This window comes from Chamaesiphon sp. OTE_20_metabat_361 (assembly GCF_031364565.1).
This window is the reverse complement of record NZ_JANLWO010000440.1, coordinates 1-16,969: the sequence shown is the minus strand read 5'-3', so window position 1 is coordinate 16,969 and position 16,969 is coordinate 1. Positions and strand designations below refer to the sequence as shown.

The 16,969-nt window shown below is 47.5% G+C and carries 12 protein-coding genes; 6 read left to right on the top strand and 6 right to left on the bottom strand.

Going from position 1 to position 16,969, the window contains the following annotated elements:
• A partial coding sequence (locus RMO35_RS12935; protein WP_309741701.1) for an RtcB family protein occupies positions 1-491 on the top strand: 491 nt, incomplete at its 5' end.
• A gap of 132 nt (positions 492-623) precedes the next feature.
• Here RMO35_RS12935 and RMO35_RS12930 read toward each other — a convergent pair.
• A complete protein-coding gene (locus RMO35_RS12930) occupies positions 624-2,555 on the bottom strand; it encodes an ABC-F family ATP-binding cassette domain-containing protein (protein ID WP_309741700.1) in 1,932 nt (643 codons plus the stop codon).
• A gap of 287 nt (positions 2,556-2,842) precedes the next feature.
• On the opposite strand from RMO35_RS12930, the gene RMO35_RS12925 reads away from it, so the two are divergent.
• Positions 2,843-3,172: a type II toxin-antitoxin system HicB family antitoxin gene (locus RMO35_RS12925; protein WP_309741699.1), complete on the top strand. Its 330-nt coding sequence runs from the start codon at positions 2,843-2,845 to the stop codon at positions 3,170-3,172.
• A 152-nt stretch (positions 3,173-3,324) separates the two neighbouring features.
• Complete coding sequence (locus RMO35_RS12920; protein WP_309741698.1) at positions 3,325-3,510, top strand: hypothetical protein; 186 nt, start codon at positions 3,325-3,327, stop codon at positions 3,508-3,510.
• A 79-nt stretch (positions 3,511-3,589) separates the two neighbouring features.
• Here the strand turns inward: RMO35_RS12920 and RMO35_RS12915 are convergent, their stop codons facing one another.
• Together RMO35_RS12915 and RMO35_RS12910 are read right to left on the bottom strand one after the other, a co-directional pair.
• Positions 3,590-5,815 carry a glycoside hydrolase gene (locus RMO35_RS12915; RefSeq protein WP_309741697.1) on the bottom strand — a complete coding sequence of 742 codons (2,226 nt, stop codon included), beginning with the start codon at positions 5,813-5,815 and terminating at the stop codon, positions 3,590-3,592.
• Positions 5,816-6,180: 365 nt separating this feature from the next.
• Entirely contained in the window at positions 6,181-7,305 is a 1,125-nt protein-coding gene (locus tag RMO35_RS12910; RefSeq protein ID WP_309741696.1) for a hypothetical protein, read from the bottom strand.
• A gap of 241 nt (positions 7,306-7,546) precedes the next feature.
• Here RMO35_RS12910 and RMO35_RS12905 point away from each other — a divergent pair, with 241 nt between their 5' ends.
• The gene (locus tag RMO35_RS12905) at positions 7,547-7,765 is read left to right on the top strand and encodes a hypothetical protein (protein ID WP_309741702.1); all 219 of its coding nucleotides are present in this window, start codon (positions 7,547-7,549) and stop codon (positions 7,763-7,765) included.
• A 618-nt stretch (positions 7,766-8,383) separates the two neighbouring features.
• On the opposite strand, the gene RMO35_RS12900 is transcribed toward RMO35_RS12905, so the two are convergent.
• The 3 genes from RMO35_RS12900 to RMO35_RS12890 all read right to left on the bottom strand — a co-directional run bounded on the left by RMO35_RS12900 (position 8,384) and on the right by RMO35_RS12890 (position 15,561).
• Positions 8,384-13,360 carry a tetratricopeptide repeat protein gene (locus RMO35_RS12900; protein WP_309741695.1) on the bottom strand — a complete coding sequence of 1,659 codons (4,977 nt, stop codon included), beginning with the start codon at positions 13,358-13,360 and terminating at the stop codon, positions 8,384-8,386.
• A gap of 567 nt (positions 13,361-13,927) precedes the next feature.
• Positions 13,928-14,194: a hypothetical protein gene (locus RMO35_RS12895; RefSeq protein WP_309741693.1), complete on the bottom strand. Its 267-nt coding sequence runs from the start codon at positions 14,192-14,194 to the stop codon at positions 13,928-13,930.
• A gap of 221 nt (positions 14,195-14,415) precedes the next feature.
• Complete coding sequence (locus RMO35_RS12890; RefSeq protein WP_309741692.1) at positions 14,416-15,561, bottom strand: alanine--glyoxylate aminotransferase family protein; 1,146 nt, start codon at positions 15,559-15,561, stop codon at positions 14,416-14,418.
• A gap of 258 nt (positions 15,562-15,819) precedes the next feature.
• On the opposite strand from RMO35_RS12890, the gene RMO35_RS12885 reads away from it, so the two are divergent.
• Positions 15,820-15,984: a hypothetical protein gene (locus RMO35_RS12885; RefSeq protein ID WP_309741691.1), complete on the top strand. Its 165-nt coding sequence runs from the start codon at positions 15,820-15,822 to the stop codon at positions 15,982-15,984.
• 71 nt (positions 15,985-16,055) lie between these two features.
• Positions 16,056-16,511, top strand: a complete 456-nt coding sequence (locus tag RMO35_RS12880) for a KGK domain-containing protein (RefSeq protein WP_309741690.1) — start codon at positions 16,056-16,058, stop codon at positions 16,509-16,511.
• Positions 16,512-16,969: the final 458 nt, after the last annotated feature.

The following is a 16,969-nucleotide window of genomic DNA, read 5'->3' as shown; positions in this document are numbered from 1 at the left end:
CCAAAACCAATCGCGATGTGATGATGGCGAGATTTGTGCGGATTATGGAGCAGCATCTTAATGGTGGTAAAAAAATGAAACCATTACTTGAGATTAATTGCCATCACAATTACGCCGAGAAAGAAATACATTTCGGTGAAGAAGTCTATGTAACTCGTAAAGGCGCAGTCCGCGCTCAGACAGAAGATTATGGCATTATCCCCGGTTCGATGGGGACTAAATCTTACATCGTTAAAGGCAAAGGTAACGCCCAAAGTTTCTGTAGTTGTTCTCACGGCGCGGGACGCATTATGTCGAGAGCGATGGCAAAAAATACTTATACTTTAGACGATCTAATCGCTCAAACTAGTGGCGTTGAATGTCGCAAAGATACAGAATTACTCGACGAAATTCCAGCAGCCTATAAATCGATCGATAAAGTGATGGAAAATCAATCTGATTTAGTAGAAGTAGTCGCCACTCTCAAGCAAGTAGTCTGTATTAAAGGGTGACACTTAGGCTGAATCTAGTAATGTCACAGGTTAGCCAGCGGTTGAAACCGCCGCTGGTGATGCAAAGTCCGCCTACGCGGACTAGAAACTTAAAGATGGCAACAGCGTTTAAATAAAAATCGAGGTTTAAAGCTACGCAAACTCAGCTAATTCTAGCCAACGTTCGCTGGTAGTATCGATCGATTGATTAACTTTCTCTAATTCCGCAGTTATTTTCTGAAGCTCACTATATGCTGCATTCGGCGAGTGCGCTAATTGTTGTTCTAGTTTAGTTTTGTCTGCTTCGAGTTTGGCAATTTGGGCTTCGAGTTTGGTAAATTCGCGTTGCTCCCAGGTGGATAATTTACGTTTTTGGGTATCGGGTTTAGGTGGTTCTGGTGCGGCTACTGTTGGGGCGACTTTTTTAGTATTTAGCTGATTCTTAGCTGCTAATTTTTCGGCGTTGGCTTCGGCTTGTTTGTAGTCGAGATAGACGGAATAGTTACCGGGATATTCGCGAATTTTGCCTTCAGATTCGATCGCAAATATTTTCTCAACAGTCCGATCGAGGAAGTACCGATCGTGCGAAACTACGATGACGCAGCCATTAAATTCGGAGAGATATTCTTCTAGAACTCCTAATGTTTGCACGTCGAGATCGTTGGTTGGCTCATCGAGAATTAATACATTCGGCATACTCATGAGTACGCGCAATAGAAATAAACGGCGTTTTTCACCACCAGAGAGTTTATTAATCGGGGTATATTGTTGGTTGGGTGTAAACAGAAACCGCTCTAACATTTGCGATGCGGTAATTTGGGTACCATCGGCAACTTTAACGTATTCGCCAACTTCTTTAATATAATCGATCGCGCGGAGTTGTTCGGTACCTGCTTCTTGTAAATCTTCTGAATGTTGATCGAAGTAGCCGATATGGATGGTGGTACCGATATCGACACTACCTTTGTCGGGTGCCAATCGTCCCGTACAGATATCCATCAGCGTCGATTTACCAGCCCCATTTTCACCGATAATGCCGATCCGATCTTCGGGTGAAAATTCGTAGGTAAAATCAGAAATAATCTGGCGATCTTCGTAATTTTTAGATACACCAACAACTTCGATTACTTTCTTCCCAATTCGGCGGGTGGGAGTGGAAATATCTACGCGTCCAGTTGTCTGTTTAAACTCTTTTTCTTTAAGATCTTCCGCCCGTCCAATTCGTGCTTTTTGCTTGGTACTGCGTGCTTTTGCCCCCCGTTGCAACCAGGCTAATTCTCGGCGGAGTAAGCCAGCATGTTTGCGCTGGGTACCCACCATCGATTCTTCGGCTAAGGCTTTCTTTTCTAGATAGTAAGTATAGTTACCACTATAAGTATAAATATCCCCCCGATCGATCTCAATAATTCGGTTAGTTACCTTATCTAAGAAATAGCGATCGTGTGTAATCAATAAGATCGCGCCCCGATAGCGGCTCAAATACTCCTGCAACCATTCCACCGACATCGCATCTAAATGGTTGGTAGGCTCGTCCATTAATAGAGCATCTGGCTCGGATAATAACGCTGCTGCGAGAGCGATGCGTTTGCGATATCCACCCGACAAATCGCCAACTTTAGCATCAAAATCATGAATGCCTAGTTTAGTAAGAATAATCTTTGACTTAGTTTCCAATTCCCACGCATTCGTCGCATCCATCCGCTGCATTACCGTCGATAGTTTTGCTAGCAATGCTGTAGAATCACCTAGATCGGGATGAGCTAATTTGTCAGATATTTCTTCATAATCCCTGACTAATTGCATCTGTTCGCCACTAGATGCAAATACCTGTTCTAGTACCGTATGGTTGGGATCCATCTCTGGCTGTTGCGGTAGATAGATCGTCGTCACCCCAGGATTCAGTAAAATCTGCCCACCATCGATCGGTTCTAAACCCGCAATCATCTTGAGTAAAGTTGATTTTCCCGATCCATTCATCCCGATCAAACCCACTTTGTCCGCCGCATCTAAGCTAAACGATCCATCTTTAAGAATCTCTTTAATTCCAAAGTCTTTTTTAACCGATTGCAACGTAAAAATAGTCATATTGAGGTGCTTAGTGCTGGGAAGTAGTGCTTGGTTGGGAAAGGCTTTAGGCTTTAGGTATTAGGCTTTAGCAAGAGATCGGCAGGATTAGACAGGTGTAAATAATATTGACTTTCGAGTTGCTACCCAATCTAATTAAGTCCTCACTCAATTCTAGCGGAGATTTACAGCAAACTGGACGGGGTAATTGTCATTGTCAGCCGAATCGTCACTGTCCAGTTTTGTATGCAGGCGATCGAAAGAGCGATTTCAGATAGAATGTAGATTCATCCAGAAAATCAGATCTTATGATTGCCTCAACTTACACGGTCTTGCTAGAACAGACTGCTGACGGACAATCTTCCGCTACTGTCTTAGAGCTTCCAGGTTGCCACGTTATCGCTGCTACCCCGCAAGCAGCGATCGATCGAGTGCAGGAAAGCCTTAGCACTCGATTAGCTACTGCGGAGATTGTCTCGATTCAAATCCCAGCTTCTTTACATCAAAACTCTTGGTTGGTAGCAGGTAATCTAGAACAGTCATCCCCATTAGTTCGAGACTGGCAAAACCTCAGCGAATCGTCGCTTGCAGAAGTGTGGCTGAATGAGGAGGAAGATAAAGCTTGGCAAGATCTCTAGATAGTTTTCAAAAGGGAGCTGTCGTAGTTGTACTTTTTCCTTTTTCCGATGCCTCAGCAACTAAAAAAAGACCAGCTTTTTTAATTGCTCCCTCAGATTGAAATAATCTCATCTTTTGTCCGATTACTAGTAAATCTGGTAGAGCGAACGAGGTGGAAATAACCGAGCTAGATTTTGAGATTGGTAAGCTCAATATTAGCCCTTGTTATATTAGAGCCAATGTTATTGCAACTACTAATAAAAATAACATCATCAGACAAGTCGCTGTACTTAAACAAGCAAAGATTGATGAGGTTATCGATCGAATAACTATGGTTATTCGCCAAGATTTTGAATAAATAACAGAGTGTTTGTTGGGTTTCGCTATCGCTCTACCCAACCTACAAATTTTCGTTTTTCTACCCTCTACCCTCTAACTTACGGAACTTGCAAACTAATCCAACCCTGCTCCGGAATATGCTGGCGATAACGTCCGCAATCCGAGAACATCAGCGACATTTGTAGCCCATAATCGGGTTCTAGTTGCAAATCAGCCCACGGTACGGCAATTTCTAGCGACTTCTCCCAAGCTACCAGGGCATTGCTCGATCGAGCCTCCCATCGATCGTAATCCATCGCTTCATGCAGCCAAGTATACTTGGTAGTCAAATCGATCAGTAACCGATGGTGAAACCGATAATTAGTGGGTGCTTGACGGGGTAAGTTTGCCAGTGGAATCAAGCTATTGTGCATGGTTTCTTTGGGATAAAACCACATCAGATTCAACTCATTAGGAATCTCCAATCCGGGTTTGACACCAGCTTTAAAGTCCATCCGCAGATAGAAATTGAGGTGATCTGCACCATAGAAGATCCGCTGAATCGGACTAGCCTGGTGCATTGTCCCACTAGCACCGCCGATTTCTAAACGTCCGGCAAAATTCCAATCTTGCTCGTCACCACTACCATCGATCGTGGGGTGAATAAAGCCCTCTGGACGGTAAGTAGTGCGTCGTTCGTGGGATTCGACAGGTTGACGCAATTCGGGGGGTACAGGCTCATTTAAAGCCTGATACAGCGCGATCAGATGTTCGCGGAAGAGTTGGTCGAACATCGCATCTTGGTTGGAAGAATGCCCATAGCCAAACCACCAGAACCAATCAGAACCTTCGGCGGCATAGAGAGCTTCCCAAGCGGCAGGATTAGTTTCTTCGGTAGCTTCGGGATGATTGGCGAGTACTTGTCTGGCTGCGGTGAGCAGATCCCAGGCGCGGTTTTTGGCAGGATCGCCAATCCAGGTGGTGAGGCTGCCATCTACCCACGAACCCGTGTGGAGATCTGCGGGAGGGAAGCTGGCTGTGGGGGGAAATTCATCGAGGAATTCGGAGACAGTGACAAGTTTGATTGTCTCGTCTTCGCTGAGGGTGCCATAAAGATGTTCGAGGAAAGGTTTACCATCGAGATGGTAGTGTTCCCAGCAGTTTTCACCGTCGAGAGCGATCGTCACTAGCCACGGTTTCTCTAGACTAGTACCACCATGCCCTTCTTTGGCAGCCAGCGATCGAGAAATTTCATGCAAATGTCCGACTAAATCCGCCGCCGCTGTCTCTGCTGGCATCCCGCTGTAGGTAAAGCCAATTAAGTCCGACAAACGATGATCGCGGAATACCATCGATAAGTCACCGTCGGGCGTACTTACTTGATAGGGGCGATATAACAATTCCGGTTCCAGCACATTACCCGCACCATCGCGATGGAAGTATTGCTTGAGGGTATTACCCAGCACCGATTCATCGGTACACAGCCACTTAAAGCCCTGCCGCGCCACATAAGGTAGCATTTCGGGACTAACCGCCTGTTCCGACGGCCACAAGCCCCGTGGGACGCAGCCGAAGCGATCTTTATACATGTCCCAAGCCTTGCCGAGATGGCGAGGGATATCTTCTGCCCACTGAAACCGTTTGGGTAAGTCCATATTCGGCACCGCCACCCGCCCGACGTTGGTATCTGCCAATAGGGGTAAAATCGGGTGAGTGTAAGGTGTCGTCGTCACCTCTAGCTGTCCTGACTCCTGCATCTTGCGATGTTGAGGCACGATCCGCCGCAGGATCTCCCGTTGCTTGGAGTAAATCCGCTGCCGATCGCTTAAAGTAAAGTCTCTGTCTTGTTTCAACCAATGGGCGATCTCTGACTCTTCCCAAAATAACGGATCGAACCAAGCTAGATTATGCCATGCCAATAAGTCCCCATAGTCGCGATCGATCCAATGCTCCAAACACCACGGCTCGCCATGTTCCGATCGTTGGTGATACAGCTCGCTATAGCGTGGGTGCGGGTCGATCAGGGTATGATGATTGGCATCAAAAAAGTGCCGAATAATAAACTGCTTTTGAGCAGGTTGAAGTTGCTCGGTGGGCATCAACGCTAGTTCTAAATAGGGATCGAAGGCTGTCCCCGCAATATAATCTTCCAACTGCAAAATCAACGATGGTACTAAATTGACCGTCTGATGCAGTTTTGGGTATTTTTCGAGCAGCAAGATCAGATCGAGATAATCTTTAGTCCCATGCAAACGCACCCACGGTAATCGGTACTTACCATCGCGGTACTTGTACAGAGGTTGATGCTGGTGCCAGATAAAGGCGACGTGGAGAGGATGCGGCATAGATGAGTTATGACTTCAGGATTAATGTATGTGCATACCGATCTCGATGCTCCGCTTACATTGGATGTGCCGAAGGAGATCGAGGTCTATCGGGGCACACTAGTCGAGCAGGTGATGAAATTTTGACCGATAGTGTGCGATCTTAGCTTACTTCTTTTGCTGAAAACACGTCTCGATCGATATTTGGCTGGGGATCGCACCGTTCGGTTACAAGACTTAATCTAGATGGGAGATGGGAGATGGAAGATACTGGGACACATTGATGATGTTTGTTGCCTGCGGCTATTTTTGCGATCCCGTTTAACTTTAAGAACTTTGCCCTATTTCTATCTCCCCACTCCCATCTCCCATCTCCTATCTCCCCCCTAATTAATCCGTTTGAGCAAAACCACAGTTGACTTTTTCCCGCCAGGTTGCAATATTTGCAAATTGATATTATCTCGATCGAGACATTTATATTGTGACTTGACGGGTGGTAGATCGCGATCGCCAAATAACATAAACACACGATCGCCGCTAAGCTTTAAATTATCACCTAAGTTAAGTTTGGGTGACAGCCGCTGATAGTTTTGGGAGCTAAATGTCAGACTACTATCGGAGTTGACCTGAAATCTAGCGCTAGCACTACCCGATAAACCTACACTAATTCGACCGATCGTCGCTCCAGTTTCTTTGACTTTTAGTGTGTATTTTTGATCCAGATCGAATGCTTCAAATGTTGCGTTGCCATCTCTATTAATGACGATCTTGGCATATCCCAGCATTTGGGGATTTGTGACTTTAGCTTGCGTAAATTGTTTAATTGTTGGTAGCCAATAGGCACTGAGATCGGCAACTTGCCAGGTACCTACATAGCAATAAGGTTCGCCCTGTGGTGCTGGGGGAATCGGTACCTTTGCCACTACCCCTGTTAGTAATGGCGGCTGGGGAAGCGTTGGCGGTTGGATCTTGACTTTGGAGTGGACTACTGGGGCATGTTTCGATCGAGAGATTGGGGTCACGCGATTGACATCCACCGGACGCAGTACCAACCGAGATTTCGCTCTCCGACCGGGTTTGGCAGTTGCGGTAAAGTTATATTGCTGAGGGCGATTGAGATTGCTAGTCGTCAAGCAAAGCTGTGACACTTCGCTCAGTGCTGGAAAGCTAAACCGAGAATCAATGGCGGTATTACCCCCGGCTTGGGACTTACTGGTAACATCATTGTGAAAAAACTGCAATCCTTTGGTTTTGTCATAGAGCGAAAACTTGACAATCCCCGCTCCAGTTGTTTTCACATTCAGGGTAATCCGCGTGTCTGGCTCTACGGATAATCCATAACACACTTCACCGTTGGGATTGCTCGGCGATGGGGTCAGCGATCCTGTATACGGCTGTCCCATCGTCATTGGGACGATGGGCGTGCCACTTTTGGCAAATGCGGCTAGCGGACTGAAGAGGAAGATCAGTGGTAGAATCCGCAAAATCGATCGATTGAATGGCTGGGGCATATGGGTAGATGAGCACTCGTTGGTGAAGCCGCGCGATAGCGAACCCGTCGATGGCTTTGCGTCTGGATTTGACGATGCTTCACGGGAGAAACTCCGCCAACAGGCAGTACACATAGCGCAGCGATAGTATATGCGATGGCTATAAAGTATTCGTTATAGATCCATATTTCCCCATTAAGATCCAAATCGACCATCTCAATACAAAAAAGATACTTAAATGTAATTTTGAGGGAGATGGGAGATGGGATTAGAGCGCCGGACTAGATTAAGAAATCGTATAATTTCCCCGCTGGGTCTGACGATCGCGATTACAGTAGAAACTAATACCGATCGAAGCTTCAGAGTTTACCTCCTCGAAAAATACATGACTACCCAAGATTTAATTCTCCTAGTTGTCCTACTCTGTCCAGGGTTGCTGTTATCTGTGACAATTATGCTCACCTTCGCTGCTGGTGGTTAAGCACTTGGTTTGCACCGCCAAGTAAACATTAATAATATCTACAATAATCAGCTCTCCCCAACTTATTCAAGAAGTCGGGACAAGCTGCTTTTATTCTAATGAGTTTGTATTGTTTTCTCGATCGCGCTGTAGTTGGGTTGAAGAATGAAACCCAACAATCCCACGGTTAACAGAACGATCGATTAAAATTATCGGGTATCTATACACCTTCTCGATTGCCTCCGGCACGCTGCGCGAACGTCAATATTTTAAATCATTAACTTCAGATTGCTATCAGTATGGATCGATATTAATCACTATAGATATTCATCTTACTAAATCGATAATTGTGTTGGTGGGCACTGCCCACCCTACTGGGACGACACGACTAAAACTGTGGGCATTCAGAACGCTGAAAAATACAACTAGTAATATGTTTGACGATCGCTTTACCCACATTTTTAGTCGTGTCGAGCCACTACGAAATAAACTGAGGAGTATTTCAAATTCCTATATCAAAAACTGTGCGTTCGCATATCGTACCGTAGCAATCGATCTTGGTGATGTTGGGTTTTCTCCTGGGGGAGAGGCTCCGCCAACGCTTCACTCAACCCAGCCTACAATCTTACCCATTACCCTTTACCAATCTGGCTGAGTCAAACTGCGCGCGCGTTGATAGCAGGTTTCGGCTTCATCCCACTCTTGCTGGGCACTGTGAACCCGACCTAGATTAAACCAGAATTCGGAACGCTCAGGCTCTAGTCCCGAAGCTTGTTTAAAGCTAAATAGGGCATTGTCGAGCCGTCCGAGTTCGAGGAGGCAATTACCGCGACTATTCCACGCATCGGCGCGATCGGGATCGAGGTTGAGTGTGACCTCGTAGTCGGTACAGGCTGCTTCGTACTTATGCTGGAGCAGATGAAGATTGCCCCGACGATACCAAGCTGGCGGATACTCGGGGTCTAGCTCGATCGAGCGATCGAGACTGACAATTGCCGCATCGATGTGACCGAGAGCTTGCTGGGCGATCGCTTGGCGGTACCAGGTTTGGGCATCATCATCGCGGAGTTGAATGCTGGTCTGATAGCACTCTAGCGCCTCAGCATACTGCTGGAGGTTGAGATGGGTAGTTGCTTGGTTATTCCAGCCGATCGGGTCTTGAGGGGCAACCTTGGTGGCTTGGCGATAACTATGGAGGGCACCTTCGAGGTTATCGAGTTGAAATAGGGCATTGCCGCGACTATTCCAGGCGGGTGCGAAGGTGGGCGAAAGTGTCAACGCTCGATCGAAGCTCGCTACCGCCGCTGTCCACTGACCGAGTTCGAGGAGGGCATTGCCGCGATGATGGTAGGCTTGACGGTCTTCGGGATTGAGGATCGCGCAGTTGTCATAACAGGCGATCGCGTCTTCGTATTTTTGGAGCTGAAATAAAGCCAGTCCCCGATTGAGCCAGACGAGGGGATCGAGTTTGTCGATCTCGATACTTTGCTCGTAGCAAGCCAGTGCTTCTTGCCAGCAGCCGAGATGCTGGAGTGCCATGCCGCGCCCGTTCCAGGCATTAGCATCGCGCTCGTGAATCTCTAGACTCCGTTCGTGGGCGGCGGCGGCGGCTTGATAGTGGTGGAGATGAAATAAGGCTTTGCCGCGATTGTGCCAGCTTTGGTAAAATTGGGGTTGCAGTTCGATCGCTTTATCATAGCTGACGATCGCTTCTTCATAACGTTTAAGCGATCCCAGGACGTTGCCGTGATTGTTCCAAATATAATAATCCGTGGGCTTGAGTTCGAGGGCGCGGTGGTAGCTATCGAGGGCGGCTTCAAGCTGTCCGAGTTGAAAATAGAGATTGCCCTGTTGGTACCAGGCGGGGGAATAGTTGGGATTGAGTTCGATGCAGCGTTGATAGCTGCGGAGATTTTCGGTCGGATCGCCCTTGAGTTGAAACTGGCTCTGACCGCGCTGGTACCAGGCGAGTGCGAAGTTGGGGTCGTATTTAATCGCTTTGTCATAACTCCCGAGGGCATCTTCCCAGCGCTCCAAGTTGCCGAGCAAGCAGCCGCGATGATACCAAGTTTCGGCGCGGTCGGGTGCGAGTTCCAACGCCTGCCGATAGGCACTCAGGGCGGTCACAAACTCCCCTTGATGGTAAAGTGCTTGCCCTAATAGATGCCAGTTGCCAGCGACATCTGGCTGGATGCTAGTAGCGGTTTGTAAGCTGCTGACCGCAGTATGATAGTTGCCTAGTTCGATCGAGATCCGCCCGTGTTGTGCCCACAGAGCGGGATTGTCGGGATCGATCTCGATTGCTTGACAACAGGCGACGAGTGCTGTTTCCCATTCGCCTTTGGCTGCTCGAACTTGGCTTTGGTTGTAGAGGATCGATTGATTGTGCGGATCGAGTGCGAGGGCGCGATCGTAGCAATCATTGGCGGCTGCCCAGCGATAGAGCGCGGCTTCAGCTAAACCTTTGGCATACCAGGCATCTGGGGCATCGGGATTGAATTCGATTGCTCGATCGTAACAACCGATCGCGTCCTCCCACTGCTGTAATTGCGCTAAAACTAGACCGTGACTGTAACTCAGGTCGTAATTAGGCTGAGTCAAAGCCATCACCCGACCGTAACAATTTGCCGCTGTTGCCCATTCCTGCAATTGCTGGAGCGCCTTACCTTGACGATACCAGGCGGGATGGCGATCGGGCTGGAGGTTGGTGACTTGTTGGTAGGCATAGACAGCTTCTGGCAAGCGATCTAACTCCCACAAGAGATTTCCCAAGCCATACCAGGTATCGGGATCTTGGGGATAAAATTCGATCGCCCGATCGTAAGCGGCTAACGCGCCTGCGGTGTTGCCAATTTGGGTTAATTCTTTGCCTAAGTTGTGCCAAGCGGGATGATAATCGGCTTGAATCTCGATCGCCTTATGATAGCTGGCGATCGCTTCATCTTGGCGATCGAGATGTGCCAAAATCAAGCCGCGATCGTTCCAACTGTGGTAGTCTGCGGGATTGAGTGCTAGTGCCCGATCGTACACCGCCAGCGCGGCGGGATAGCGTTGCAGTTTGAGGAGGGTTTTACCTTGAAAGTACCACACGGTTGCCGCAGTGGGATTGAGTGCTAGAGCGCGTTCGTAGCAATATAGCGCCTCTTCCCACCGATCTAAATGCGAGCAAGCATAACCGCGCTGATACCAACAATCGAAATTCGGCTCGATCTCGATGGCGGCATCGTAGCTGGCAATCGCTTCTTCATAGCGATTGAGCTTAAATAACGCCTGTCCTTTACCTTGAATCGCTGGGTAAAAAGTTGGCTCGATGACAATTGCTCGATCGTAATTGGCGATCGCGTATTCATATCTTTTGAGTTCGGCTAGTGCATTACCGCGCTCGTACCACGCCTCATAAAAATGGGGATCGATCGCAATCGCTCGATCGTGACTTTCCAGTGCAGCCGTGTAATCGTGCTGCAAGCCCTGGACGATCCCATAACTGTGCCAAATCGCCGGATCTTTGGCGCGGAGTTGTAATGCCCGATCGAAGCTAGCTTTAGCCTCAGTATACCGTTCGAGTTCGGCGAGAACTTTACCGCGTTCGTACCAAGGTTCATAGTTTTCGGCAAACAAATCGATCGATCGATCGAAACAACTCACAGCTTCTTCTTGGCGACCTAATTTTGCCACCGCCACCCCCCGACTGTGCCAGATATACGGATCGTCGGGCTGAAAACTCAAAGCTTTGTCGTAACTTTCGATCGCTGCGGTATCTTTGCCCTGGTAGGCGAACGTCATCCCCAGATTGTACCAGGCGGGATAAAAATCTGGATTGAGTTTGAGCGTGTGATTGTAGCTGCCAATTGCTTCTTCGTACCGTCCTAGATGAAACAGCACAAATCCCAAATTATTCCAGGCTTGATGGTAATCTGGCTTAAGCTTGAGCGTCCGATCGTAGCTATCTAGAGCTTGCTCGTACCGACTCAAATGAAAGAGTGCCATGCCCTTGTTGTACCAAGCCTGATGAAATTGGGGCTGAATGTCCAATGTCCGATCGTAACTGACGATCGCGGCTTCATAGCGTTGGAGATGAAACCAGACGACACCCAGATTATTCCAAGCCGTGTAAAAATCTGGATGCAGCCGCGTGGCTTGCTCGTAGCAATTAATCGCTGCCTCAAATCTTCCCAGCTTGAATAGTGCTTTACCCTGATTGTTCCAGGCATCGCTGTGAGTGGGTTCGAGCTGGGTTGCCTTCCGATAACAATCGAGGGCATGTTCGTACCGTTTGAGGTGGAACATCGCCTTACCACGATTATTCCAAGCCTCGGCATCTTTGGGCGCTAAGGTAGTCGCCTGAGTATAGCAATTAAGTGCCTCTTGAGGTCGGTCTAGTTGCAAGAGGATATGACCGCGATTGCTCCATCCTTCGGCTAATTGGGGTTGTAACTTGGTGACAACTTCGTATCTCCGCAGTGCGGGTTCGAGTTCGCCGAGATGGAATAAAATATTTCCGCAGTGATTCCAGGCTCGATCGCAGTCCGGCTGGAGTTCGGTGACTTTGGTATAAGCTGATAAAGCCGCTTCAAAATCACCCAGGAAAAATAATACTTTGCCCTGATTGTACCAGGCCGCCTGAAACTCAGGTGCGATATCTAGGGCACAGCGATAGCACTGGAGAGCATCTTGAAAACTTTTTTGCTCGAAGTGGGCGACGCCTAGATTGTTCCAAGCTTGATAAAATTGGGCATTGAGTTGGGTTGCTTGTTGATAAGACTTAATTGCCGCACCAATTTGTCCTAGATGGAATAAGACTTGACCTTGATTGTTCCAGGTATACCAATCTTCTGGATCGATCTGTAAACTTTGTTCGTAACAGCCGCAAGCGGCTTGAATTTGACCGATGTGAAATAACAACCACCCTTTGTGCGAGAGGGTGCGGCTATCATCTGGCTTAATCGTTAATGCTCGATCGTAAGCCGTCAACGCAGCGTCGTACTCCTGCAATTCAAACAGCGCGCGCCCCTTGTTGTACCAGCTAAATCGATCTGCGGGAGCAAGCGCGATCGCTCGATCGCAACTCGCCACTGTTTGGCGATAATCTCCCAACTGAAATATGACCCACCCTCGATTTGCCCAAGTATCTGCATCTTCAGGCTTTAATTCAATCGCCCGATCGTAAGATTCTAGTGCCTCTGGCAATCGTTCTAACCCGACTAAAACCCACCCCAAATTTACCCAAGCTTCCTGCTTGTGGGGTTGCAACTCTAACGTTTTGTTGTAACAAGCTAAGGCAACATCTAGCTTACCTGCATTGCGGTACAAGTTTCCTTGACGATACCAAGCTTCGGGGTCATCTGTAGCCACAGTAAAATTTGGGGGTTCGGATTCAGCTAGAACATCTTGCTTCATTGTCTCATACTCAGCAATTACTGTCGTAAATACCTTTGCTCGGCATTTTTCTGCTGGAACATCGACAGTCGATGTCGGCAGTAAGTTATCTAGACAATTGTCGCGCAACCCGTCGGCTAACGATTGCGCGCTAGGCGTTGTCGTTGCTGCACCCAGAATCAAAGCATCGAGCGATAACTTTTGCCGATTGTTATTATTGCCCCAAAATCTAGTTAACATGTTTAGTTTCTAAAAATATCGAGCAAATGTCGCACACAGTAAGCTTCTGACTGCTAAATAGCCAAAAATTTATCCTGACAATCTAGAATTTCTCATGCAAACAATCGCTGGGGACTGTCTATCTCAAAGTAAGTAAATGTGACACTCAAGTATTATTAACTACATCAAATTTTAGCAAGTATGCTTAGATTATAGCCAACTTACAATAACTAAGCTGTCAATTTGACAACTTAGTTTAAGGTATAAAAAAGATACCTTGGATCGAAATAATTCACTCCTTCGGCTCTAAATGTTGTGCTCTAAAATTGAATTAATGTAGATTATATTACAAAATCTCCTCAATCATCTCGTTGGCGTAGCCTCTCCATCAGGAGAATCGCTGGAGAAAGCTGAAGACCGATCGGTCTAAAAATTGCGATCGAGACTAAAATTCGGCGTTGCTGAATCTGGGTATGAAAGACGGGTGAACTGGGTACTGGGTGAAGGGGGGACGGGGGGATTTCGGAGTTGCACCAAAGGGAAATCATCCCTCAAATCAGCAAAGACTAAAATTTTTGGCTAAACTACTTACGACTCACCATCGAATGTCCATGCCTCGAAGCGATTGGCATAGTAGCTCAGAATGCGATCGAGCCGGACTAGATCTGGTGGGGTCAATCCGTCGGCTCCAGTAATCTCCAATCCACCTAACTGGCTTTGTGTATAGTTAAACTCTCGCTCGATCGGAGTTAAAAAGCCAATGACAATCCCCTCAATCTGTTGTAGATGAGCGGCGATCTCTCGATACACTGCCAATGGCAGCCGATCGTTGCGGATGGTGAATTTGGGCGGCATGAGATGGGAGATGGGAGGTGGGAGATGGGAGATGGGAAATGGGAGGTGGTAGAGGGTAGAGGGTAGAGGGTAGAGGGTGGAGGGTAGTAATGGGTAAGAGTTTCAAAGACTTAGCATTTGCAACTGGCAAAGTATAAAACAGATGAAACGGGAACTTATTCTGTTACCTTTTACCTTTTAACTTTTACCCTATCTCCCATCTCCCATCTCCCATCTGTTCCCTACTTCAATAAAACCTTTGCCGCAGCCGCGACACCAGCCCCAGCAGTACCCGTGTGACCGAGTTCGGCGATGGTGGCTTCAAGGGCGGCAATGGCCGTGAGGATGTCGCGATCGCAGACAAAGCCCAAATGCCCGATTCTGAAGATCTTGCCTTTGAGACCATCCTGACCGCCAGCCAGGACGATATCAAATTTCTTCTTCATCGTGCTGCGAATCTGCTCGGCATCGACAGTTGTCGGTGCGACAGCAGTAATCGCGGGACTGCCATGTCCATCCGGCGCGTACAATGGTAAACCCATTGCGGTAATCGCGGCGCGGGTGGCGTGCATCTGACGTTGATGGCGGGCAAAGATATTTGCCAATCCTTCTGCCTGCATCATCTGCAACGCAGCTTGGAGTGCAAAAATCAGATTTACTGGCGGCGTGAAGGGAGTAGTATTTTTAGCTGCGTCTTTGCTATATTTACCCAAATCCATATAATAGCGTGGCAACTTAGCCGTTTTGTAAGCCGACCAAGCTTTGGCGCTCACCGCGACAAAGCCCATTCCGGGCGGAATCATAAATCCTTTCTGAGAGCCAGCGCAAACGACATCTAGACCCCAGGTATCGATCGGCACATCGACCGCTCCCAGACTGGTAACTGCATCGACAATCGACAGCGCACCGTGGGCGGCGATATGTTTGCTGATAGTCTCCAGGTCGTTAATTACCCCGGTTGAAGTCTCGCTATGGGTGACGATAACTCCTTTAATCGCTTTAGTAGTATCGGCGTCTAGTGCTGATTTGACAGCATTGGGATCGATCGGTTGTCCCCAGGGTGCGGTTACTTCCTGGACATCTAGCGCAAAGGCTTTGGCAACTTCCGCCCACCGTTCGCCAAATTTACCATTGTGGACGACCAGGACGCGATCGCCGGGGCTGAAGAAGTTAATAATTCCGGCTTCCATTGCCCCCGTACCGGAGACGGTGAGCATCAAGACATCATTTTGAGTCTGGTGCAGCCATTTGAGATTAGCTGTAACCTCTGCCATGATTTGGCTGAATTCACCACTGCGATGCCCGATTGGATGCTTTGCCATAGCTAGCAACACATTCTCTGGCACTGGTGTAGGGCCAGGAATCATCAACATCAATTTGTTTTCCACGATCTTAATCCCATTTAAATAATAGTTAAACTGACGATTTCTAAGTAGATTTGCGGAATGTCAATTCTAGCTCAAGATTATACCCGACGGATAGGGGTAGCGCTGGGCACAAAGCCGACAATTTATTGCCGTCAGTAGCGACGTAGTACTAACGCCGAGCCGGATGGGTAGAACGGTAGTGCGCGAGACACCCTAGTTGTAACACGTTATGACGATCGCTGGCTTTGTCATTACTGTAGAGGTAAGATAGCTGCTAGCATGACGACGATTGGCGGTAGCCAACTGGCGATCGGATTGGCAGCCTGTGAGATTCATCTCAATGTATCGATCGATACGAGCGCACCACACAGAAATCCTGGAGACAAGATGTATCGCGATCGAAATTACCGAAATTGCCACTGTCGGGGATGGTTCGATCTATAAGGTCTGTTTTGAGTATATTATGGCATCATGTTAATGGTATCTAGTAGTAACCTTCGATCGCGAAAAATGTTATGACAAATAATCTTATTCCCTATGATTGTGGTGATGATGATGTAATTGCCTTTGGAGAGGCAATGTTTCGTTCTGGAAAGCTAAAACGAGCCATCGGTCAATCTTTTGATGGCGCAGTTGGTAGATCGATCGACCAGAAACTACGTCAAAATGGTTTGGAGATTCCGATTCTCATGACTGGTTCGACCCTACTAGCCAACGAACATTGCCAATGGTTCGAGGAAGGGATTAGTTGCGAGATCCTCGATCTAGCAACCCGCCGCTGGTGCAAGGGCAAAGTTCGAGTTCAAGTTTCAGTTGAGTTTTTAGTAGAAGATACAGATGATAAAAAGCTGCTCCCTAGCGATTCGCTAGCAGAGACAATGCGCGAACGCGAACGCGAAGATCCAAATAATGATGAATATGTTAATAGTGAGTATGTCTTGACAGGTATTCATCACAACGGTCATCAATAGTAACGATCGACGCTATCGGCACGATATCGATCGAGATTATCCACACTTAATACTAAAAATATTTTATAGCTAGACATCCAAATTCCATTGAGGATTTGGGTGTTTGATTTTAAATAGAGCTTCAGATCTCAGCTTTAGCTGTCGATCGATAATTAAAGTTTCAACAAACAACCGATCGACTTAATTTTACCGCCTGAAGATAGTTTTCTAGCTAGATCGATTGTCGTACAAGCTGACTATCTCTATACATATATCAGCCAAATGGCTAATATGAAGATCGACCCAGCAATCTCGTTACAAATCTAGATTGCAATAGCTGAATCTGTTTGTCAGAAACAATCATCATCACATCTATCTACAATGAATTCTCACTATCTCTGCGTCCCAATCATTATTGCACAGCCGATTATTCAGCTTCGATCGCCCTAGATATTAGTAGTTATCTCTGGTAGAATAAT

Coding starts and splice junctions, on each gene's coding strand:
- RMO35_RS12930 (WP_309741700.1), bottom strand. CDS start 2,555: ATGACTATTTTTACGTTGCAATCGGTTAAAAAAGACTTTGGAATTAAA.
- RMO35_RS12925 (WP_309741699.1), top strand. CDS start 2,843: ATGATTGCCTCAACTTACACGGTCTTGCTAGAACAGACTGCTGACGGA.
- RMO35_RS12915 (WP_309741697.1), bottom strand. CDS start 5,815: ATGCCGCATCCTCTCCACGTCGCCTTTATCTGGCACCAGCATCAACCT.
- RMO35_RS12910 (WP_309741696.1), bottom strand. CDS start 7,305: ATGCCCCAGCCATTCAATCGATCGATTTTGCGGATTCTACCACTGATC.
- RMO35_RS12905 (WP_309741702.1), top strand. CDS start 7,547: ATGGGATTAGAGCGCCGGACTAGATTAAGAAATCGTATAATTTCCCCG.
- RMO35_RS12900 (WP_309741695.1), bottom strand. CDS start 13,360: ATGTTAACTAGATTTTGGGGCAATAATAACAATCGGCAAAAGTTATCG.
- RMO35_RS12895 (WP_309741693.1), bottom strand. CDS start 14,194: ATGCCGCCCAAATTCACCATCCGCAACGATCGGCTGCCATTGGCAGTG.
- RMO35_RS12885 (WP_309741691.1), top strand. CDS start 15,820: ATGACGACGATTGGCGGTAGCCAACTGGCGATCGGATTGGCAGCCTGT.
- RMO35_RS12880 (WP_309741690.1), top strand. CDS start 16,056: ATGACAAATAATCTTATTCCCTATGATTGTGGTGATGATGATGTAATT.